The sequence below is a fragment of the Burkholderia sp. NRF60-BP8 genome, from assembly GCF_001522585.2.
In the GTDB taxonomy this organism is placed as follows: Bacteria; Pseudomonadota; Gammaproteobacteria; order Burkholderiales; family Burkholderiaceae; genus Burkholderia.
The window spans coordinates 1641913-1659886 of record NZ_CP013373.1 but is presented as its reverse complement, the minus strand read 5'-3'; the positions used below and the strand labels follow the sequence as shown (position 1 = coordinate 1659886).

General features: G+C 66.2%; 21 protein-coding genes and 2 tRNA genes. 8 read left to right on the top strand and 15 right to left on the bottom strand.

The genetic code is table 11. The features are described from left to right. Positions 1-86 precede the first annotated feature (86 nt). The 9 genes from WS54_RS21095 to ssuD all read right to left on the bottom strand — a co-directional run bounded on the left by WS54_RS21095 (position 87) and on the right by ssuD (position 6681). Complete coding sequence (locus tag WS54_RS21095; RefSeq protein WP_059785573.1) at positions 87-602, bottom strand: GNAT family N-acetyltransferase; 516 nt, start codon at positions 600-602, stop codon at positions 87-89. Positions 603-1573: 971 nt separating this feature from the next. After that, positions 1574-1649, bottom strand: a tRNA-His gene (locus WS54_RS21085). A 54-nt stretch (positions 1650-1703) separates the two neighbouring features. Beyond that, on the bottom strand, positions 1704-2690 hold the full coding sequence (gene dusA / locus WS54_RS21080) for a tRNA dihydrouridine(20/20a) synthase DusA (protein WP_059785570.1): 987 nt from the start codon (positions 2688-2690) through the stop codon (positions 1704-1706). A gap of 128 nt (positions 2691-2818) precedes the next feature. Further along, positions 2819-3064, bottom strand: coding sequence for a hypothetical protein (locus WS54_RS21075; RefSeq protein ID WP_034207177.1), 246 nt, complete (start codon positions 3062-3064; stop codon positions 2819-2821). 55 nt (positions 3065-3119) lie between these two features. Beyond that, positions 3120-3317, bottom strand: coding sequence for a hypothetical protein (locus WS54_RS21070; RefSeq protein ID WP_034207176.1), 198 nt, complete (start codon positions 3315-3317; stop codon positions 3120-3122). 147 nt (positions 3318-3464) lie between these two features. Next, positions 3465-3680: a TOBE domain-containing protein gene (locus WS54_RS21065; RefSeq protein ID WP_006476104.1), complete on the bottom strand. Its 216-nt coding sequence runs from the start codon at positions 3678-3680 to the stop codon at positions 3465-3467. A 57-nt stretch (positions 3681-3737) separates the two neighbouring features. Continuing rightward, on the bottom strand, positions 3738-4697 hold the full coding sequence (locus tag WS54_RS21060) for an ATP-binding cassette domain-containing protein (RefSeq protein ID WP_059785566.1): 960 nt from the start codon (positions 4695-4697) through the stop codon (positions 3738-3740). Then, a complete protein-coding gene (ssuC, locus tag WS54_RS21055) occupies positions 4694-5506 on the bottom strand; it encodes an aliphatic sulfonate ABC transporter permease SsuC (RefSeq protein ID WP_059785563.1) in 813 nt (270 codons plus the stop codon). Before ssuC ends, WS54_RS21060 begins: the two co-directional genes overlap by 4 nt. 17 nt (positions 5507-5523) lie before the next feature. After that, positions 5524-6681 (bottom strand): FMNH2-dependent alkanesulfonate monooxygenase, encoded by a 1158-nt coding sequence (ssuD, locus tag WS54_RS21050; RefSeq protein ID WP_059785973.1) that lies wholly within the window; start codon positions 6679-6681, stop codon positions 5524-5526. A 340-nt stretch (positions 6682-7021) separates the two neighbouring features. On the opposite strand from ssuD, the gene WS54_RS21045 reads away from it, so the two are divergent. Beyond that, positions 7022-7450, top strand: coding sequence for a hypothetical protein (locus WS54_RS21045; protein ID WP_059785560.1), 429 nt, complete (start codon positions 7022-7024; stop codon positions 7448-7450). Between the two features lie 132 nt (positions 7451-7582). Here the strand turns inward: WS54_RS21045 and WS54_RS21040 are convergent, their stop codons facing one another. The 3 genes from WS54_RS21040 to WS54_RS21030 are packed head-to-tail and all read right to left on the bottom strand — an operon-like array spanning position 7583 to position 9608. Next, the gene (locus WS54_RS21040; protein WP_059785970.1) at positions 7583-8737 is read right to left on the bottom strand and encodes an enoyl-CoA hydratase/isomerase family protein; all 1155 of its coding nucleotides are present in this window, start codon (positions 8735-8737) and stop codon (positions 7583-7585) included. Between the two features lie 31 nt (positions 8738-8768). After that, entirely contained in the window at positions 8769-9101 is a 333-nt protein-coding gene (locus tag WS54_RS21035; protein ID WP_373557168.1) for a DMT family transporter, read from the bottom strand. Between the two features lie 9 nt (positions 9102-9110). After that, on the bottom strand, positions 9111-9608 hold the full coding sequence (locus WS54_RS21030) for a heme-degrading domain-containing protein (protein ID WP_006476110.1): 498 nt from the start codon (positions 9606-9608) through the stop codon (positions 9111-9113). 197 nt (positions 9609-9805) lie between these two features. On the opposite strand from WS54_RS21030, the gene WS54_RS21025 reads away from it, so the two are divergent. The 7 genes from WS54_RS21025 (at position 9806) to WS54_RS20995 (ending at position 15087) form a co-directional block, all read left to right on the top strand. Then, positions 9806-9882: transfer RNA gene (locus tag WS54_RS21025), tRNA-Met, on the top strand. 172 nt (positions 9883-10054) lie between these two features. Continuing rightward, entirely contained in the window at positions 10055-10600 is a 546-nt protein-coding gene (locus tag WS54_RS21020; protein ID WP_006476111.1) for an NUDIX hydrolase, read from the top strand. An 11-nt stretch (positions 10601-10611) separates the two neighbouring features. Further along, entirely contained in the window at positions 10612-11376 is a 765-nt protein-coding gene (gene aat / locus WS54_RS21015) for a leucyl/phenylalanyl-tRNA--protein transferase (RefSeq protein ID WP_059785558.1), read from the top strand. Between the two features lie 33 nt (positions 11377-11409). Further along, positions 11410-12240 carry an arginyltransferase gene (locus WS54_RS21010; RefSeq protein ID WP_034207170.1) on the top strand — a complete coding sequence of 277 codons (831 nt, stop codon included), beginning with the start codon at positions 11410-11412 and terminating at the stop codon, positions 12238-12240. A gap of 98 nt (positions 12241-12338) precedes the next feature. Continuing rightward, positions 12339-13376 carry a quinone-dependent dihydroorotate dehydrogenase gene (locus tag WS54_RS21005; RefSeq protein ID WP_027807358.1) on the top strand — a complete coding sequence of 346 codons (1038 nt, stop codon included), beginning with the start codon at positions 12339-12341 and terminating at the stop codon, positions 13374-13376. A 100-nt stretch (positions 13377-13476) separates the two neighbouring features. After that, entirely contained in the window at positions 13477-14271 is a 795-nt protein-coding gene (locus tag WS54_RS21000) for a cystine ABC transporter substrate-binding protein (protein WP_059785555.1), read from the top strand. Between the two features lie 123 nt (positions 14272-14394). Beyond that, entirely contained in the window at positions 14395-15087 is a 693-nt protein-coding gene (locus WS54_RS20995) for an amino acid ABC transporter permease (protein ID WP_006484207.1), read from the top strand. Positions 15088-15139: 52 nt separating this feature from the next. Here WS54_RS20995 and WS54_RS20990 read toward each other — a convergent pair whose 3' ends face one another. The 3 genes from WS54_RS20990 to rpiA all read right to left on the bottom strand — a co-directional run bounded on the left by WS54_RS20990 (position 15140) and on the right by rpiA (position 17917). Beyond that, the gene (locus WS54_RS20990; RefSeq protein WP_059785552.1) at positions 15140-16126 is read right to left on the bottom strand and encodes a Gfo/Idh/MocA family protein; all 987 of its coding nucleotides are present in this window, start codon (positions 16124-16126) and stop codon (positions 15140-15142) included. Positions 16127-16224: 98 nt separating this feature from the next. Next, complete coding sequence (locus WS54_RS20985; protein ID WP_006476118.1) at positions 16225-16941, bottom strand: FadR/GntR family transcriptional regulator; 717 nt, start codon at positions 16939-16941, stop codon at positions 16225-16227. Between the two features lie 280 nt (positions 16942-17221). Continuing rightward, entirely contained in the window at positions 17222-17917 is a 696-nt protein-coding gene (gene rpiA, locus WS54_RS20980) for a ribose-5-phosphate isomerase RpiA (protein ID WP_034207167.1), read from the bottom strand. Positions 17918-17974 lie beyond the last annotated feature (57 nt).

Sequence of the window (17974 nt, the reverse complement as noted above, 5' to 3'; positions counted from 1 at the left end):
CCGTTCGGATTTCACCGGCCGCGATGCCGTAGCGGGCCGACCGCGGCTGCACGCGCGTGCGTGGCACGCCGACGCCGGCAACGCGTTCAAGCCTGGATCGCGTAAATCCGGTCGATCACTTCCGTCCGGCCGATGCGGCTCGTTTCGACACCGGCCAATTGCCAGCCGTTGTGTTCGTAGAACCCGATCGCACGCACGTTGCCCTCCAGCACCTGCAGATGGACCTTGTCCACGCCGATCGACCGCGCCCATGCGCGAACCGCTTCGATCATGCGCTTGCCCGTGCCGCCGCCATGATGCGACGGATGAACGTGCAGGCAGTCAAGCAACACACCCAGCGCCGGATCGACGGGGCGCTCGGCACTGACGAAGCCGACCGGCTCGCCATTCGATTCGGCGATCAGCACGAAGCCCCAGTCGCGCGCGTTGCGATCGAAATACTTGCGCCAACGAATCGCATGCTCGGTCGGCGCCTCGTCGGACAGATAGGTGGCCGGAAGGATGTGGCTATAAGCGGTTTGCCAGCTCAGCGTGTGCAGGCGAGCAATGTGGTTCGCGTCGTGCGCCGTCGCGGCGCGCAGTGTGGTCCGGGTGTCCGGCATCGGTAGCAACTCCTCGTGCTCGTTCTCTCGATCGGCATGTGTCGTCGCAAAATATACCGTGCTTTGCGGGAGGCATTTCGCAGGGGCTCATCGTCGGAAGGTCGGACGCGGCAAAAAAAATCCCGACACCTTCTCCGGTCGTCGGGATCGAACGGCCCTGCAAAGCATGAGGGCACGAGGAAGGTCATACATTACACGCGTGTAAGACTGTTGCGCTTTGTCGGTTTGCGCCAAGCCCCTGTTCGATTCCGCCAATCGGCGGGTTGCGAACGCCGTAAACGAAAAAAGCCTGCTCGCGTTTTGCGCGAGCAGGCAAGAAAACGGATCAGCATTCGAGGCACGAGGGCTGTCCAGGCAAGATAACGGCACGGCGCGCGGGAACCTTAGGCGGAAAGGAAGCGTCGCGGGCAAACTGATACGAACGTTGTCGTCGCAACGACACGGAAACGCGATATGCAGTACGCTCGCGGTCTCGCCGCCATGTCCGTCATCCACAACGGGGATGCCAGACAAGCGGTGCGATCGGTCGATACCACGCACGATCGCACGCCCGATTTCGATTCCTGCCCGCCTCGCGTCGCCCGACGGTCTGATATTCGGCATCGAAGTCATATCGACGAGGCAACTCGATTCCGTCTGCGCGAACCCGAACGTTCATCATCCACGTGCCGCCGGGGAGCCGGCTGCACGAACGCGACGATGATTTCGTAACCGTCGAATTCATCGCTCCGGCATTCGATTGTCTTGCGTATAGGGTGTCCGCTTTCATGCGCTTGATGCTGCTGTCGCGCAGTGCGCTTTAGCGCTATCGGTCTTTTGAAGCGCGAGGCCGAGATGGTATCGCGGCGATTCATTGAATACGGTGCGCCACTTCGTTAAAGACGCCGTGACCAAAACACACCGTGGCTGTATCCGAACGCCAGAAAGCAAAAAGCCCGGTTCAATGAACCGGGCTTTTTGCTTGAATTCGTTGGGGTGGCTGATGGGACTCGAACCCACGACGACAGGAATCACAATCCTGGACTCTACCAACTGAGCTACAGCCACCACTGATACTGCTTGCTTCGTTTCGCTGTTTTGTTTCAGCAGCGAAGAACAAGATTATACGAACACTTTTGAATCTTGCAAAGCCTTTTTTTCAAAAATTTCTTCGGCTTCGTTCAGATGCGCACGTGCCTCGTCGAACACGGCCAGATCGCCGCGCGCGAGCTTCTTGTTGTCCGACAGCACACGACGCCAGCCACGCGCGCCCGGCATGCCACGATACAGTCCGAGTGCGTGCCGCACGATCGCGCCGAGGTAGGTGCCGCGCTTCAGCTCGGCCGCGCAATACGCGATCAGTTGCGCCTCGGCCTCTTCGCGCGTCGGCACCGCTGCGCTCGATCCGTAAAAGCGCGCATCGACCTCCGCCAGCACGTACGGGTTGTGATAGGCCTCGCGGCCGAGCATCACGCCATCGACGTGCTCGAGATGCTGCTCGACTTCATCGAGCGTCGTGATGCCGCCGTTGATCACGATCTCCAGCGACGGAAAATCGCGCTTCAACCGATACGCATAGTCGTACTTGAGCGGCGGGATCTCACGATTCTCCTTCGGCGACAACCCCTTCAGGATCGCGTTGCGGGCATGCACGACGAACGTCTCGCAACCGGCCTCGGCCACCGTGCCGACGAAGTCGCGCACGAACGCGTAGTCCTCGACCGCATCGACACCGATCCGGTGCTTGACCGTCACCGGCACCGACACCGCATCGCGCATCGCCTTCACGCAATCGGCGACGAGTTGCGGCTCGTTCATCAGGCATGCGCCGAACGCGCCGCGCTGCACGCGCTCGGACGGACACCCGCAATTCAGGTTGATTTCGTCGTAGCCCCATTGCTCGCCGAGCTTCGCCGCACGCGCGAGATCGTCCCGCTCGCTGCCGCCCAGTTGCAGCGCGATCGGCGATTCGCTCGGCGTGAACGCAAGATGCCGCTGGGCGTCGCCGAACAGCAGCGCGCCCGTCGTGATCATCTCCGTATACAGCCACGTGTTGCGCGTCAGCGTGCGGTGAAACGACCGGCAATGACGGTCGGTCCAGTCGAGCATCGGCGCGACGGATACACGGCGGGGAGGAAGCGAGGACGGAACGGACATGGAATCGGGTACAGGCCAGACGGCGCGGAAACAACCGAATATTTTACCGCAATCCTGGCCGCCCCCGCCCGACGCGTGCGCTAGCCGTCGCCCAGCTCCGCATCGACCGCCCGGCGTGCCTCGTCGAGCACGCGCTCGATCACGCGCCGCTCGGTCAGCAGCATCCCGTCGACCTTGACCGGCCGCCAGTCGATCCGCACGACCTCGCCCTGCAGCACGCGATAGTGCGCATGCTCGCCGTCCCAGACCTGCTCGGTCTTCACCTCGATCTCGAAACCGCGGTACGGCTCGCTGAAATCGCCGAGGTCGCTGCCTCTCGGTTCCATCGCACGCTCCGTGACGACGCCGCGCCAGGCCGCCCGAGCGGCCGGCGCCGCGCGCTCAATCGTATTCGTCGGACAAGAAAGACCGGCCATCGGCCGTCAGATCGACCCGGTCGGCCGCCGCCAGATAGATCAGCCCGTCATTCAGCAACGCATGGACGACGTCGTCGAACACGGGGGGAACCGGCCGGCTGTCGCCGAACTGGTCGATCCATTTCAGCGCCTCGATGGCTTCGGGGGAAAGGATGGGGGTCATGCGTTCGCCTCCGGCATCGGTGTCGTTCCATCCTAGCACTTCGTCCGGGAGTCGAATACCGAGGCAAACGCGCGGCGCGGATGCACATGCGGCGCCACCGGGCACGCGCCCACCCGGCGGCGGCGCACCGATGCGCGACGCACGCGCTCAGAGGCGCGCGATCGATACTTCCGTCGACTTCACGAGCGCGACGACTTCGGCGCCGACCTTCAGTTCGAGTTCGTCCACCGAACGGGTGGTGATCACCGACGTGACGATGCCGAACGGCGTCTCGACGTCGACTTCGGAAACCACGGACCCGCGAATGATCTCCTTGACCTTGCCCTTGAACTGGTTCCGTACGTTGATTGCAGTGATGCTCATCGGGATGATCGCTCCGAAGAAAAAAGTCTCAGAACGGGCGGCCGGAGCCGCCCGGAATTAAACGGCCCAGCGGATCTGCCCGACCGGTCGAACCTCGTCTGCTGCTTGTTCCGCGTGTTGATCGGCCGTGCCGGGGCCGCCGGCGAGCACGCGTTTCAGCACGCGATCCTCCAGTGCCGCGAATGCGGCCGACGCACGGGCACGCGGCCGCTCGAGCGGCACCGACTGGTCGAGCGCCACGCGCCCCTGCTCGATCAGCAGGATGCGGTCGCCGAGCGCAACGGCCTCCTGCACGTCGTGCGTGACGAGCAGCGCGGTGAACCGGTGCTCGCGCCACAGGCGCTCGATCAGCGCATGCATTTCGATGCGGGTAAGCGCATCGAGTGCGCCGAGCGGCTCGTCGAGCAACAGCAGTTGCGGCCGGTGCACGAGCGCGCGGGCCAGTGCGACGCGCTGCCGCTGCCCCCCCGACAATTGCGCGGGCCAGTCGTTCGCGCGTTCCAGCAGCCCGACTTCGTCGAGCACCGCGCGGGCCTGGTCGCGCGCACCGCGGCCGAGGCCCAGCATCACGTTCTGCAGCACGGTCTTCCACGGCAGCAGGCGCGCATCCTGATACATGATCCGCGTATCGAGCACGCCGCCGCCCTCGCCGCGCGTCACGAGCGCGCCGCTGCTCGGCTGCTCGAGCCCGGCGACGAGACGCAGCAGCGTCGATTTCCCGCAGCCGCTGCGGCCGACGATCGCGACGAAGCTGCCGCGCGCGATGCCGAGCTCGACGTTGTCGAGTACCGCGCGGGCGCCGAAGCGCTTGCTGACACCCGACAGGGTGACCGCATCGTCGGGAGCCGGGCCGCCCGCGCGCCGCCGTGCGAGCGGCACGACCGATGCGCCGCCGTCGCGTTCGAGGATCGCCGCATCGCGTGCATCGCCGTCCGCGACGCGGGCCTGCGCCAGCTCGGCCTCGAGGTCTGCGCCGGCGAGCGGGCCGTAGGCGGCCGCCGAAGTCGTCGCATTCATGCCTTTGCTCCTGATTGATAAGCGGGGTGCCAGCGCAGCGTCACGCGTTCGAGCCATTTCGCCAGCACGTCGGCCAGTTTGCCGAGCACCGCGTACAGCAGGATGCCGACCACCACCACGTCGGTTTGCAGGAATTCACGTGCGTTCATCGTCATGTAGCCGATGCCCGACTGCGCGGAGATCGTCTCCGCGACGATCAGCATCACCCACATCAGCCCGAGCGCGAAACGCACGCCGACGAGGATCGACGGCAACGCGCCGGGCAGGATCACGTCGCGGTACAGCGCGAAGCCGCGCACGCCGTAGCTCTTCGCCATCTCGATCAGGTTCGCGTCGACCGAACGGATCCCGTGATAGGTATTGATGTAGACGGGGAAGAACACGCCGAGCGCGACGAGGAACAGCTTCGCCTTCTCGTCGATGCCGAACCACAGGATCACGAGCGGGATCATCGCGAGCGCCGGGATGTTGCGGATCATCTGGATCGTCGAGTCGAGCGCGACCTCGGCGGCTTTCGACAGCCCGGTCGCCAGCCCCAGCGCGAGGCCGACGCCGCCGCCGATCGCGAAGCCGAACAGCGCACGCCACGTGCTCACTTTCACGTTCGCCCACATTTCGCCCGACGTCACGAGCGACCACGCCGCGCGCACGACCGCCACCGGCTCGGGCAGCACGCGGGTCGACAGCCAGCCGGTGCGCGCACCGACTTCCCACGCCACCAGCAACGCGAGCGGCACGAGCCACGGCGCGACGCCGCGCCATGCGCGGGCGGCCACGGCGACACCCGTCGTCGACGTTTTCGTTGTCATCGCAAGCCTCCGTTCGCTCAGCTCTGGCTCGTCTTCGGCAGATAGTTGTTGCCGACGATCTCGCCGAACGGCCCCGACAGCGGGCCGGCCGCCTTCTCGACGCCCTTGCCCTTGATCAGCGGGAACACGAGCTCTGCGAAGCGATACGACTCCTCGAGGTGCGGATAGCCGGACAGGATGAACGTCTCGATGCCGAGATCCGCGTATTCGCGCATGCGTTCCGCGACCTGCTCGGGATTGCCGACGAGCGCCGTGCCGGCGCCGCCGCGCACGAGCCCCACACCGGCCCACAGGTTCGGATAGACCTCGAGCGTCTCGCGACCGCCGCGCTTGCCGCCGTGCAGCGCGGCCATCCGGCGCTGGCCTTCCGAATCCATGTTCGCGAACGCCTTCTGCGCACGCGCGATCGTGTCGTCGTCGAGCCGGCTGATCAGCCGCTCGGCGTCACGCCACGCTTCGTCCTCGGTCTCGCGCACGATCACGTGCAGGCGGATGCCGAACTTGATCTTGCGGCCGCGCGCGTCGGCACGGGCGCGGATGTCGGCGATCTTCTTCGCGACGGCCTCGGGCGGCTCGCCCCAGGTCAGGTAGGTATCGATGTGATCGGCGGCAATCGCGTGAGCGGCCGGCGACGAGCCGCCGAACCACAGCGGCGGATGCGGGTGCTGCACGGGCGGATACAGCGCCTTGCCGCCTTTCGACTGCAGGTGCTTGCCGATGTAGTCGAATCCGTCGTTGTCGTGCGACGCGGTCAGCAGCCCGCGCCAGATGTTCAGGAAATCGTCGGTGATCTCGTAGCGCGTGTCGTGATCGGCGAAGAGACCGTCGCCTCCGAGCTCGGCCGCATCGCCGCCCGTGACGACGTTGATCAGCAGGCGGCCGCCCGACAGGCGGTCGAACGTCGCGGCCATCCGCGCGGCCAACCCCGGCGAAGCGATGCCCGGGCGCACGGCGACCAGGAACTTCAGGCGCTGCGTTGCCGGAATGAGGCTCGACGCGACGACCCACGCATCCTCGCAGGAACGACCGGTCGGCAGCAGCACGCCGTCGTAGCCGAGCGTGTCCGCCGCCACGGCGACCTGCTTGAAGTAATCGTAGTCCGCGGCACGTGCGCCTTCGGCCGTGCCGAGATAGCGGCTGTCGCCGTGCGTGGGAATAAACCAGAACACATTCATCTGCTGCTCCTGCTTGACTGTCACTGCCGAAATTTGAAAAAACGTCGTCCTGCTCGCGTCGTGGATGAGCGACGCATGCATGGTGCGCATTCGAATCGGGATGGCTCGCCGGTCAGGCCGTGCAGCGGACGAGGACGCGATCGCACGGCTGTTTCCGGGAAATCAGTCTAGGGATCGGTACAGGGCTTTGGAACGATTTTTTTGAGCTTAGGTTTTCCGCTTTCGTGATTAGCACGACGCTGGAGCGAATATCGCCGCGGCGGGGCCCTATAATGACGCACCTATCCGAATAACTCCGCGCGTCCGGCCCCCGCCGTGCGCGCCCGCGGTGCGCTCATCGATGCAGAAAGTCATCCTGCCCTTCCTGTCCGGCTTCCTGGCCGCTCTGTTCTTCCGCGAGGCCACCCTCGCCCTCCTTCACACGGCCGACCTGATCGCCGCGACCGGCTTCTCGACACAACCGTTCGCGCCGCTCGGCATTCCTGAATTTGTCGCGAATGCGCTGATCAGCGCGTGCTGTGCGATTCCGATGGCGTGGTTGTTGCGCGTCTCGCCGGAACGCGAAGCATCGTGGGTCGGCGCGCTCGTGTTCGGCGGTATCGTGCTGACGGCCGCCCGCGTGTTCGCGATCGATCCGCTGCGCGGTATCTGGCCGTCGGGCAACATGTTGCCCGTGCTCGCGGCCGGCTTCGCGGCGAACGCGGTGTGGGGCTTCGGCGCGCTCGTGTTCATGCGCGCGTTCATGTCGGACGACGCGGGCGACGAATAACGCCGGCGCGAACGACACGCCCGTCTGGCCCGGACCGGCTGACGTCCATGAAAAAGGCCGCGCGCACATGCACGCGGCCTTTCCGTTTCTGCGTCGCGCGTCGATCGGCCGCACGCGCCGGCCCCATCGACGTCAGTCTTTCAGCTTGCGCAGCGGATGCGTGTCGGCCGTCCACGGGCTGTCGAACATCGCGAGCACGTCGGCACGGTCGACGTCGGCGGCCGACTTGAAACGCCACACGGGCTCGTGATCCTTGTCGACGATCAGCGCACGCACGCCTTCGATCACGTCGCCGCGCGCGAAGGTCGAGCGCGTGAGATCGAGATCGCGCCGCAGGCAATCGGCCATCGTCGCGCCGCGCGCGCGTTCGACGACTTCGAGCGACACGGCCATCGACAGCGGCGACAGCTGCTCGCGCATCGCGTGGGTCGCCTTCTCGACCCACCCGTCGACCGCCGCGCAATCCTGCTCGGCGTCGAGCGACGCAAGGATCGCGTCGAGATCGGGCTGCGCGAAATGCCGGTCGATCCCGGCACGCGCGTCGGCGAGCGCCGACGTGTCCGGCGTCGGCACGACCTTGTGCGCGGCGGCGGCATCGGTCACGCAGGCGACGGCCTGCGCACCGCTGTCGAGACGCACGCTGCGCAGCGTGTCGAGCAGCGCCGGCAGCGCGGCATCGGGCAGATAGACGTCGGCGAGTTGCGCGTACAGCGCGCCGGCCGCGTCGAGCGTCGCGCCCGTCACCGCGAGATAACGGCCGATCGCGCCGGGCGTACGCGCGAGGAACCAGCTCATTCCGACGTCCGGGAACAGGCCGATGCGCGTTTCGGGCATCGCCATTTTCGTCGAGTCGGTCACGACGCGCAGGCCGCCCGTATGCCGCGCCGCCTGCGAAATTCCCATGCCGCCGCCCATCACGACGCCGTGCATCAACGCGATGTACGGCTTCGGATACGTGAAGATCGCATGATTGAGCGTGTATTCCTCGATGAAGAACGTGTCGACCGCATCGCGGTCGCCGCGCTGCCACGCGTCGTGGAAGAAGCGCACGTCGCCGCCCGCGCAGAATGCGCGCGGATGCGGGCTGTGCACGACGACCGCGACGACGTCGGGATCGTCGCGCCACGTGTCGAGCGCCTGCTGCATCAGCCGGATCATGCCGACCGACAGCGCGTTCAACGCCTTCGGCCGGTTCAGTTCGAGAAAGCCGATGCGGTTCGCGACATACGCACGCACGTCGGGCTGGGCGGATTCGGCGGAAACGGCGGCGGAAGTGGAATCGGTCATGAAGGTCATCCGGCAAACGGCAGGCGCACGCTCAGTGCGCCTGCATCTTCGAAAACAGGTTCAGCACCACGACGCCCGAGATGATCAGCCCGAGGCCGATCACCGCCGGCACGTCCGGCACCTGGCGATAGAGCAGCATCGCGACGAGCGTGATCAGCACGATGCCGGCACCCGACCAGACTGCATAGATGATGCCGACGGGCATCGTGCGCAACGTGAGCGACAGGCAGTAGAACGCGACGCCGTAACCGGCGACGACGAGCACCGACGGCCACAAGCGCGTGAAACCGTCCGCCGCGCGCAGCGCGGACGTGCCGATCACTTCCGCGACGATCGCGATCGCGAGCCATGCGTAACCGGGCAGTTGCATCGCTCAGCTCCTTGCGAGGGCCAGTACCGCATAGTCGTGACCGAGCTCGGCGCACAGCGCCTCGACGACGAACTCGTGGTCCGCGCGCTGCGGCAGCCCGGACGCCGTGATCGAGCCGATCACGCCGGCGCCGGCGACAGTCAGCGGAAACGAACCGCCGTGCGACGCGTACTCCGCGACCGGCAACCCGTGCTTGTCCGCGAGCGTCGCGCCGGCCTGCTGCATGCGCAGGCCGATCGCGTACGAGCTGCGGCGAAAATGCGCGACGACGTTGCGCTTGCGGCGCACCCAGTCGGCATTGTCGGGCGTCGCGCCGGCGAGCGCCGCGTAAAACAGCGGCTGGCCGAACGTGACGATGTCGATCGCGATCGCATGACCGCGCGACGTCGCGAGCGCATGCATGCGGTTGCCGAGCGCCCATGCGCGGGCCGGGTCGAAATGGGGAAACACGAGCGCCTGTTCCTGCGCGCCGATCGATTGCAGATCGTGAGCGATGTCCATGAATCCGTCGATGCAGTAGTGAGAGTCGCAACGGCGCCGAGGCGATCGCGCAGGGCCGCTGCCGGGATGACGATACAAACCGCTCGATTCTAGCGCACGTGCTTCCCCGTACCGGCCCCGCCGGGGCCCACCATCCGGCCATCAGAAAATACTTGCACGCATTCTGGATAGCCCATATAATCTATTTCTTCGACGGACGCGGGGTGGAGCAGTCTGGCAGCTCGTCGGGCTCATAACCCGAAGGTCGTAGGTTCAAATCCTACCCCCGCAACCAACCGTCCAGAATTTCGCAAAAAGCCCGGCTTCGCGCCGGGCTTTTTGTTTTTGCGCGTCCGGGCGTCGCGCACGCGAGCGCCGTTTCGCGCGACACGCCGCGGCATGCGCGGGCGTTCGAGAATGCCGCGGCCCGGTGATACACTCGCATCAACTCGTCCCTTCCACTCGACATGAAATTCTGCTCCGTCTGCGGTCACGAAGTCCTTGCGCGCATTCCTCCGGGCGACAACCGCGAGCGCTTCGTCTGCGATCACTGCGGCACGATCCACTATCAGAATCCGCGCAACGTCGTCGGCACGGTCCCGGTCTGGGGCGACCAGATCCTGCTGTGCCGCCGCGCGATCGAACCGCGCTACGGATTCTGGACGCTGCCGGCGGGTTTCATGGAAATGGGCGAAACGACCGCGGAGGCCGCCGCGCGCGAAACGCTCGAGGAAGCCGGCGCGCGCGTCGAGGTGCAGAACCTGTTCACGCTGCTCAACGTGCCGCACGTGCACCAGGTCCACCTGTTCTACCTTGCGCGGCTCACCGATCCGGGTTTCGAAGCCGGCGAGGAAAGCCTCGAAGTCAAACTGTTCGACGAAGCCGACATCCCGTGGGACGAGATCGCGTTCCCGACCGTCAGCCAGACGCTGCGCTTCTTCTTCGCCGATCGCGCCGCCGGCGATTACGGCGTGCACACCGGCGATATCTTCCGCTCGCTGCGCAACGGCTGAGCCCCGCACCCATGGTTCCCTGGCTCGGTCCGGACGATCCGTTTCCGTCCATCGAACGCGCGCTCGGCCCCGCGACCGGCGCCCCCGGGCTGCTCGCCGCGAGCGCCGACCTGCTGCCGTCGCGCCTCATCGACGCCTACCTGCGCGGCATCTTCCCGTGGTATTCGGACGGCCAGCCGGTGCTGTGGTGGAGCCCGGACCCGCGCATGATCCTCGTGCCGGCCGAATTCAAGGTCGCGCCGTCGCTGCGCAAGACGCTCAAGCGCGTGCTGCGCGAGCCGGAATGGGAGGTGCGCGTCGATCACGACTTTCCCGGCGTGATGCGCGCGTGCGCGCAGGCGCCGCGCCGCGGGCAGCGCGGCACCTGGATCACCGCCGAGATCATCGACGCCTATACGTCGCTCTACCGCACCGGCAACGCGCACAGCATCGAGACGTGGCACGGCGGGCGCCGCGTCGGCGGCCTCTACGGCGTCTCGTTCGGCCGGATGTTTTTCGGCGAGTCGATGTATGCGGACGTGACCGATGCGTCGAAAATCGCGCTGGCCGCGCTCGTCGCGCACCTTCGCGAGCACGGGCTGGAAATGATAGACTGCCAGCAGAATACGTCGCATCTAGCGTCGCTCGGCGGCCGCGAGATCGCACGCAAGGCCTTTGTCGCTCACGTGCGCCGCGCGGTAGCCGAACCGCCGATTCCGTGGCAGTTCGACAAGCGCGTGCTCGCCGCGCTGACGAGCCCCGCCGAAACGGCGGCGCCCTCCGGGACCGAGCGCTAGCGCGGCACTCCTTCCCTGCATCGAGAGCTGCCCATGACTCACCCGACTGAGCTGCCGCTTTCACCGCTTTCGGCGCTGCAATTCTATGCAACGGCGCCCTATCCGTGCAGCTATCTGGACGGCCGCATCGCACGCTCGCAAGTCGCGACGCCGAGCCACCTGATCAATTCCGACATCTACACCGAACTCGTGAAGGCCGGCTTCCGCCGCTCGGGCGTCTTCACGTACCGCCCGTACTGCGACGGCTGCCGCGCATGCGTGCCGGTGCGCGTGCCGGCCGGCAAGTTCGTGCCGACGCGCACGCAGCGCAGGATGTGGAAGCGGCACCGCGCGCTGGTCGCGACGGTCTCGCCGCTGCACTACGACGAAGAGCATTACGCGCTCTACATGCGCTACCAGTCCGCGCGCCACGCGGGCGGCGGCATGGATCGCGACAGCCGCGACCAGTACGAACAGTTCCTGCTGCAAAGCCGGATCAATTCGCGCCTCGTCGAATTCCGCGACCTCGACGCACCAGGCGGCGAACCCGGCAAGCTGCGGATGGTCAGCATGATCGACATCCTCGGCGACGGGCTGTCGTCGGTGTACACGTTCTTCGAGCCCGACGAGCGGCACACGAGCTACGGCACCTACAACATCCTGTGGCAGATCGAACAGGCGAAGAGCCTCGGGCTGCCCTACGTGTACCTCGGCTACTGGATCCGCGAGAGTCCGAAGATGGCCTACAAGGCGAACTTCCATCCGCTCGAAGGCCTGATCGACGGGCGCTGGAAGGCGCTCGACCCCGAACGGGTCGACCTGCCGCCCGTCGACGCGGCGCTCGCGCGCGCGCCATTGCCGGGCGGACATTCGGGCACGGGCTGACGCGCGTCGCGGCGGCTACGGAGCGAAGCACGCCCGTGCCGTGCAACTCCCGGTAAAATAGCGGGTTGTCATTCATTTCGGCTGCCCGCCCCATTCCCGTGTTCAGTTCCCTCTACCCGCTGGCCCGCGCATCCCTGTTCAAAATGGATGCGGAAGACGCTCACCACCTTACGCTGCGCGCGCTCGGCGCGGCCGGCCGCACGGGCCTCGCCTGCGCGCTATCGGCCCGCGTGCCCGACGCGCCCCGCACCGTGATGGGGCTCACGTTCCGCAATCCGGTCGGCCTCGCGGCCGGCCTCGACAAGGATGGCGCGGCCATCGACGGCCTCGCGGCGCTCGGTTTCGGCTTCATCGAGGTCGGCACGGTCACGCCGCGCCCGCAGCCCGGCAATCCGCGCCCGCGGATGTTCCGGCTGCCGCAGGCCGAAGCGCTGATCAACCGGATGGGCTTCAACAACCACGGCGTCGACCAGTTCGTGAAGAACGTCCAGGCCGCCCGCTACCGCGGCATCCTCGGCCTGAACATCGGCAAGAACGCCGACACGCCGATCGAGCGCGCGGCCGAGGATTATCTGTACTGCCTCGAGCGCGTGTACCCGTTCGCGAGCTACGTGACGATCAACATCTCGTCGCCGAACACCAAGAACCTGCGCCAGTTGCAGGGCGCGGGCGAACTCGACGCGCTGCTCGCCGCGCTGAAGGACAAGCAGCAGCGCCTCGCCGACCTGCACGGCAAGCTCGTGCCGCTCGCGCTGAAGATCGCGCCCGACCTCGACGACGAACAGGTCAAGGAAATCGGCGACACGCTGCTGCGCCACAAGATCGAAGCGGTCATCGCCACCAATACGACGCTGTCGCGCGCGGCCGTCCAGGGCCTGCCGCACGCGGACGAAGCCGGCGGCCTGTCGGGCCGCCCGGTGTTCGATGCGTCGAACGAAGTGATCCGCAAGCTGCACGCGGAAGTCGGCAACGACGTGCCGATCATCGGCGTCGGCGGCATTTTTTCGGGCGAGGACGCGCGTGCGAAGCTGGCGGCCGGCGCGGCGCTCGTCCAGCTCTATACCGGCTTCATCTATCGCGGCCCGGCACTCGTGTCGGAGTGCGTGAAGGCAATTGCCCGCGAACGCAGCGCGTAATATAGTCATAAGCAAACAATATTTAGATATCGATAGCATTTTCGCTATCATCGACCTCGTTATCCGAATCATTGACCCGGACAGGGCAAGGACACTCACGATGAAATTTTCGCTGCTGAAGAAGCTGCTGGTTGCCGGCGTGATCGGCACGTCGTTCGCTGCGACAACCGCGCATGCGGCCGACCTCCTCGATCAGGTCAAGCAACGCGGCACGCTGCGGGTCGGTCTCGAAGGCACGTTCCCGCCGTTCAACTCGAAGAGCCCGCAAGGCGAGCTCGTCGGCTTCGACGTCGACATCGCGAAGGCCGTCGCGGCGAAGCTCGGCGTGAAGGCCGAATTCGTGACGACCGAATGGAGCGGCATCATCGCCGGCCTGCAGGCCGGCAAGTTCGACGTGATCGCCAACCAGGTCGGCATCACCGACAAGCGCAAGGAAACGCTCGACTTCTCGCCGGCGTACACGTACTCGTCCGCGCAGCTGATCCAGCGCAAGGACGACACGCGCCAGTTCAAGTCGCTGGAAGACCTGAAGGGCAAGAAGCTCGGCGTCGCGCTCGGCACGAACTACATGGACATGGCGAAATCGGTGCCGGGCATCGACGTGAAGACGTACCCGGGCGCGCCCGAGTACCTGCGCGATCTCGCGGCCGGCCGCCTCGACGCGGCGCTCAACGACCGCCTGATGCTCGCGTACCTGACGAAGAATTCCGATCTGCCGTTGCGCCCGGGCGCGAACGTCGGCTCGGCGAACCCGTCGGGCATCCCGTTCAAGAAGGGCAACCCGAAGTTCCAGAAGGCGATCGACGACGCGATGGCGCAACTCGAGGCCGACGGCACGTTCACGAAGATCTCCGACAAGTGGTTCGGCATCGACGTGACGAAACCGATCAAGTAAGCACGCCTGCATTTTCCCGCCCGACGGCGGGCCGGAAAGGGCGGCATCCGCAACGATGCCGCCCTTTGTTTTATCGGTCCGGTTTATGATTGCGCTTTCGCGCACGCATTCGCTTCGTATTCCATGTCGACAACGTCCCTGCTCGTCCAATCGCTGCCGGTGCTCGCCCAGGGTGCCGTACTGACCGTCAAGTTCGCCGTGCTGTCGATGGTGTTCGGCCTGCTTGGCGCCGTCGTGCTCGCGATGATGGGCATCCGGCAAAGCGAAGCGCTCGACGGCTTCGAGCGCATCTGGGTCAACGCGCTCGCGTGGCTGGCGCGCGCGTACGTGAGCCTGATGCGCGGCACGCCGCTGCTCGTGCAGATCTTCGTCATCTATTACGGGCTGCCGAGCCTCGGCATCTCGCTCGACCCGACGCCGGCCGGCGTGATCGCGCTGTCCGCGAACGTCGCGGCCTACATGTCGGAAAGCATGCGCGGCGCGATCAACGGGATCGCGCGCGGCCAGTGGCTCGCCGCGTACAGCCTCGGGCTGTCGTGGGGGCAGACGCTGCGCTACGTGATCGGCCCGCAGGCGCTGCGCATCGCGGTGCCGAGCCTGTCGAACAGCTTGATCAGCCTGATCAAGGACACGTCGCTCGTGTCGGTGATCACCGTGACCGAACTGCTGCGCAGCGCGCAGGAAGTGATCGCGGCGACCTATCAGCCGCTGCCGCTCTATCTCGCCGCCGCGGCCGTGTACTGGATCCTGTGCCAGATTCTCGAATGGGTACAGCGCTGGTACGAAAAGCGCCTGTCGCTGCCGTCGCGGCACTGAGCCGCGCAATTGCACCGGGCCGCGCTCGCGGGCCCGGCACCCGCCTTGCCGCTTACTCGCCCGAATAACGCACGCCGAGCACGGCGCGCGCCGCGTCGGTCATCGCGATCATCTGCCGCGAATGGTCGTGCGTCATGATCGGGCTTTCGATCTCGCCCGCGCGCAGCAGGTCGCAGAAATGCGCGGTTTCGTAGTTCAGCCCGCCGCCGTCGACCGGCGCGTCGAGCTCGACGGTGCGCCCGTCCGCGTAGCGGATCGTCGCCCGCGCGGGGTTCCACCACTTCTCGTGAATCGTCACGTGGCCGCCCGCCGCGGCGATCAGCGCATCGCCGCGCCCCATCACGTCGAGGCCGCAAAAGAGCTGCGCGATCCCGCCGTTCGCATGCACGCTGTTCAGGCTCGCGAACAGGTCGACACCCGTCGCGCCGACGCGGCCGAGCGTCTGCACGTCGCGCGCCGCGCCGAGCCAGTCGATGGCAAGGAACGCCTCGTAGATGCCGATATCGAGCAGCGCGCCGCCCGCGCGATCGAGCCGATAGACGGAATGGTCCGCCGGCACCGACGACGATGCGCAGCCGGCCCGCACGAGCCGGATCTCGCCGATCGGATCGTCGCGCAGATGCGCGCGCAACTGACGGTACAGCGGGAAGAACGGCGGCTTCATCGCCTCCATGAAGAGCCGCCCGGCATCGCGCGCCGCGTGCAGCACCGTGTCGAGCTGCACGGCGTTCAGCGCCGCGGGCTTCTCGCACAGCACGGCCTTGCCGGCGGCCAATGCGGCCAGCGTGTACTGCGCGTGACTGTCATGGAGCGTCGCGATGTAGACCGCGTCGATATCGCTCGCGAGGAGCGCGTCGAGGCACGCGGCAGGCGTGCCGCCGTATGTCTCGCAGAAGGCGGCCGCTGCGTCGGCGCGGCGGGCCCAGACGCCGGCGAGCGTGGCGCCCGGCACGTGCGCGAGGCTTTGCGCGAAGCGGCGCGCAATGCTGCCCGCACCGACGATGCCGAAGCGCACCGGGCGATGGTCGTTGTCGTTCATCCTGATCTTCCGTGTCGGTCGTATGACGGTTGCCGGCACGCTGCCGGCCGGCCGTCATGATAAACGGCCCGGCACACGGATGAGCGATACGCGCGGCGTCAGGCCCGCACCGGCACGTCGACCGAGAAATCGCGCGAAATCTCGTCCGCGCTGAAATCGATCAGCGCGAGCGAGGCCGCTTCGGCTTCGCGCGGGTCGCGCCGTTCGATCGCATCGACGACGCGCGCATGCGCCTTCACCGCGATGTCGTGCGCGCCTTCCTTCTGCACGACGCGCGGATTCACGAGACGCACTGCCCCGCGCACGATCGCCGCCATCTGCTGGAAGAACTGGTTGCCGCTCGCCTGGACGATCCGCGTATGCAGCAACTCGTCCGCCGTGTCGTAGCCGGGGTCGCCCGGCTGCAGCACCTTGAACGCATCGAACGCTTCGCGAATGCCCGCGATGTCGGCCGCCGTCGCGCGCACCGCCGCCTGCGCGGTCGCGCGCGGTTCGATCAGCATGCGGAATTCGATGACGTCGCGCATGAACTGCGGATCGGGCTTCGCCCGAAATCGCCAGCTCACGACGTCTTCGTCGATCATCCGCCAGTCGCGCATCGGCCGCACGCGCGTACCGACTTTCGGACGCACGTCGAGCATGTCGCGCGCAAGCAACATCGACAACGCTTCCCGCATCACCGTGCGGCTCACGTCGAACTCTTTCGACAGCACGTCCTGTGGCGGCAAGATGCCGCCGTACTTGTCTTCGACGATACCCGCGACAAGCCCATCCATCACTTTGGCGACCAGTGACCGGTCTTTGCCCTGCTCCATGACACCTCCCCGTGCGTCGATTTGCGAACACCTGCTCCGCAGTTCCGCCGGCCCTGGTTACTACTGTTCTTATGATCTATAAGTTGATGAGTTCGACGATATTTCGCTATCTGGTAAACACCTGACAGGGTTATCCCTCTTTTGAACGAGGTGATTTATACGGCTAAAAAAAAGGCCCGGGAAGCGCGCCGCGCCTGCCGGACCCCGGTTTCCACAAGATTTATATATCCAATCCATGACGGCAGACAGCGCGCCGTTACGGACTGCTTCTCATTCAGATTCAGCCAGCCGGATAAACGATCGTTTCAACGCCGTTTTCCGTGCCGAGCAAGCACAGATTCGCGCCGCGCTCGGCGAACAGGCCGACCGTCACGACGCCCGGCCAGGCGTTCACCTGCGCTTCGAAACCGCGCGGATCGGCGATCTGCAGGCCCTTCACGTCGACGATCTCGTTACCGTTGTCCGTGATGTAGGGCGCGCCGTCCTTCGTCACGCGCAGCACGGGCACGCCGCCGAGCGCGGTCACGCGCCGGCCGATCGCCGTGCGTGCCATCGGCACGACCTCGATCGGCAGCGGGAATGCGCCGAGCACCGGCACGCGCTTGCTGGCGTCGGCGATACAGACGAACGTGTCGGCCACCGACGCGACGATCTTCTCGCGCGTCAGCGCGCCGCCGCCGCCCTTGATCATCGCGCCGCTCGCGTCGATCTCGTCGGCGCCGTCGACGTACACCTGAAGCGACTCGACCTCGTTCAGGTCGAACACCTTGATGCCGTGCGATTTCAGGCGTTCGGTCGTGGCGACCGAGCTGGACACGGCACCGCGATAGCGCGATTTGACGGCGGCGAGCGCGTCGATGAAGCAGTTGGCGGTCGAGCCGGTGCCGACACCGATCACCGCACCTTCGGGTACGTTCTGGATCACGTAATCGGCGGCGGCTTGGCCGACGAGGCGTTTGAGTTCGTCTTGAGTCATGGCGTGGTAATGCTGCGGGATTGCGGAAAACCGCCAGTTTACCGGAGTCGGCGCACG

Excerpts from the sequence above, each read along its gene's own strand:
- dusA (WP_059785570.1), bottom strand. The coding sequence starts at position 2,690 with ATGCTCGACTGGACCGACCGTCATTGCCGGTCGTTTCACCGCACGCTG.
- WS54_RS21060 (WP_059785566.1), bottom strand. The coding sequence starts at position 4,697 with ATGAATGCGACGACTTCGGCGGCCGCCTACGGCCCGCTCGCCGGCGCA.
- WS54_RS21095 (WP_059785573.1), bottom strand. The coding sequence starts at position 602 with ATGCCGGACACCCGGACCACACTGCGCGCCGCGACGGCGCACGACGCG.
- WS54_RS21000 (WP_059785555.1), top strand. The coding sequence starts at position 13,477 with ATGAAATTTTCGCTGCTGAAGAAGCTGCTGGTTGCCGGCGTGATCGGC.
- aat (WP_059785558.1), top strand. The coding sequence starts at position 10,612 with ATGGTTCCCTGGCTCGGTCCGGACGATCCGTTTCCGTCCATCGAACGC.
- WS54_RS20995 (WP_006484207.1), top strand. The coding sequence starts at position 14,395 with ATGTCGACAACGTCCCTGCTCGTCCAATCGCTGCCGGTGCTCGCCCAG.
- ssuC (WP_059785563.1), bottom strand. The coding sequence starts at position 5,506 with ATGACAACGAAAACGTCGACGACGGGTGTCGCCGTGGCCGCCCGCGCA.
- WS54_RS20990 (WP_059785552.1), bottom strand. The coding sequence starts at position 16,126 with ATGAACGACAACGACCATCGCCCGGTGCGCTTCGGCATCGTCGGTGCG.
- ssuD (WP_059785973.1), bottom strand. The coding sequence starts at position 6,681 with ATGAATGTGTTCTGGTTTATTCCCACGCACGGCGACAGCCGCTATCTC.
- WS54_RS21020 (WP_006476111.1), top strand. The coding sequence starts at position 10,055 with ATGAAATTCTGCTCCGTCTGCGGTCACGAAGTCCTTGCGCGCATTCCT.
- WS54_RS21010 (WP_034207170.1), top strand. The coding sequence starts at position 11,410 with ATGACTCACCCGACTGAGCTGCCGCTTTCACCGCTTTCGGCGCTGCAA.
- WS54_RS21045 (WP_059785560.1), top strand. The coding sequence starts at position 7,022 with ATGCAGAAAGTCATCCTGCCCTTCCTGTCCGGCTTCCTGGCCGCTCTG.
- WS54_RS21070 (WP_034207176.1), bottom strand. The coding sequence starts at position 3,317 with ATGACCCCCATCCTTTCCCCCGAAGCCATCGAGGCGCTGAAATGGATC.
- rpiA (WP_034207167.1), bottom strand. The coding sequence starts at position 17,917 with ATGACTCAAGACGAACTCAAACGCCTCGTCGGCCAAGCCGCCGCCGAT.
- WS54_RS21065 (WP_006476104.1), bottom strand. The coding sequence starts at position 3,680 with ATGAGCATCACTGCAATCAACGTACGGAACCAGTTCAAGGGCAAGGTC.
- WS54_RS21075 (WP_034207177.1), bottom strand. The coding sequence starts at position 3,064 with ATGGAACCGAGAGGCAGCGACCTCGGCGATTTCAGCGAGCCGTACCGC.
- WS54_RS21030 (WP_006476110.1), bottom strand. The coding sequence starts at position 9,608 with ATGGACATCGCTCACGATCTGCAATCGATCGGCGCGCAGGAACAGGCG.
- WS54_RS20985 (WP_006476118.1), bottom strand. The coding sequence starts at position 16,941 with ATGGAGCAGGGCAAAGACCGGTCACTGGTCGCCAAAGTGATGGATGGG.
- WS54_RS21040 (WP_059785970.1), bottom strand. The coding sequence starts at position 8,737 with ATGACCGATTCCACTTCCGCCGCCGTTTCCGCCGAATCCGCCCAGCCC.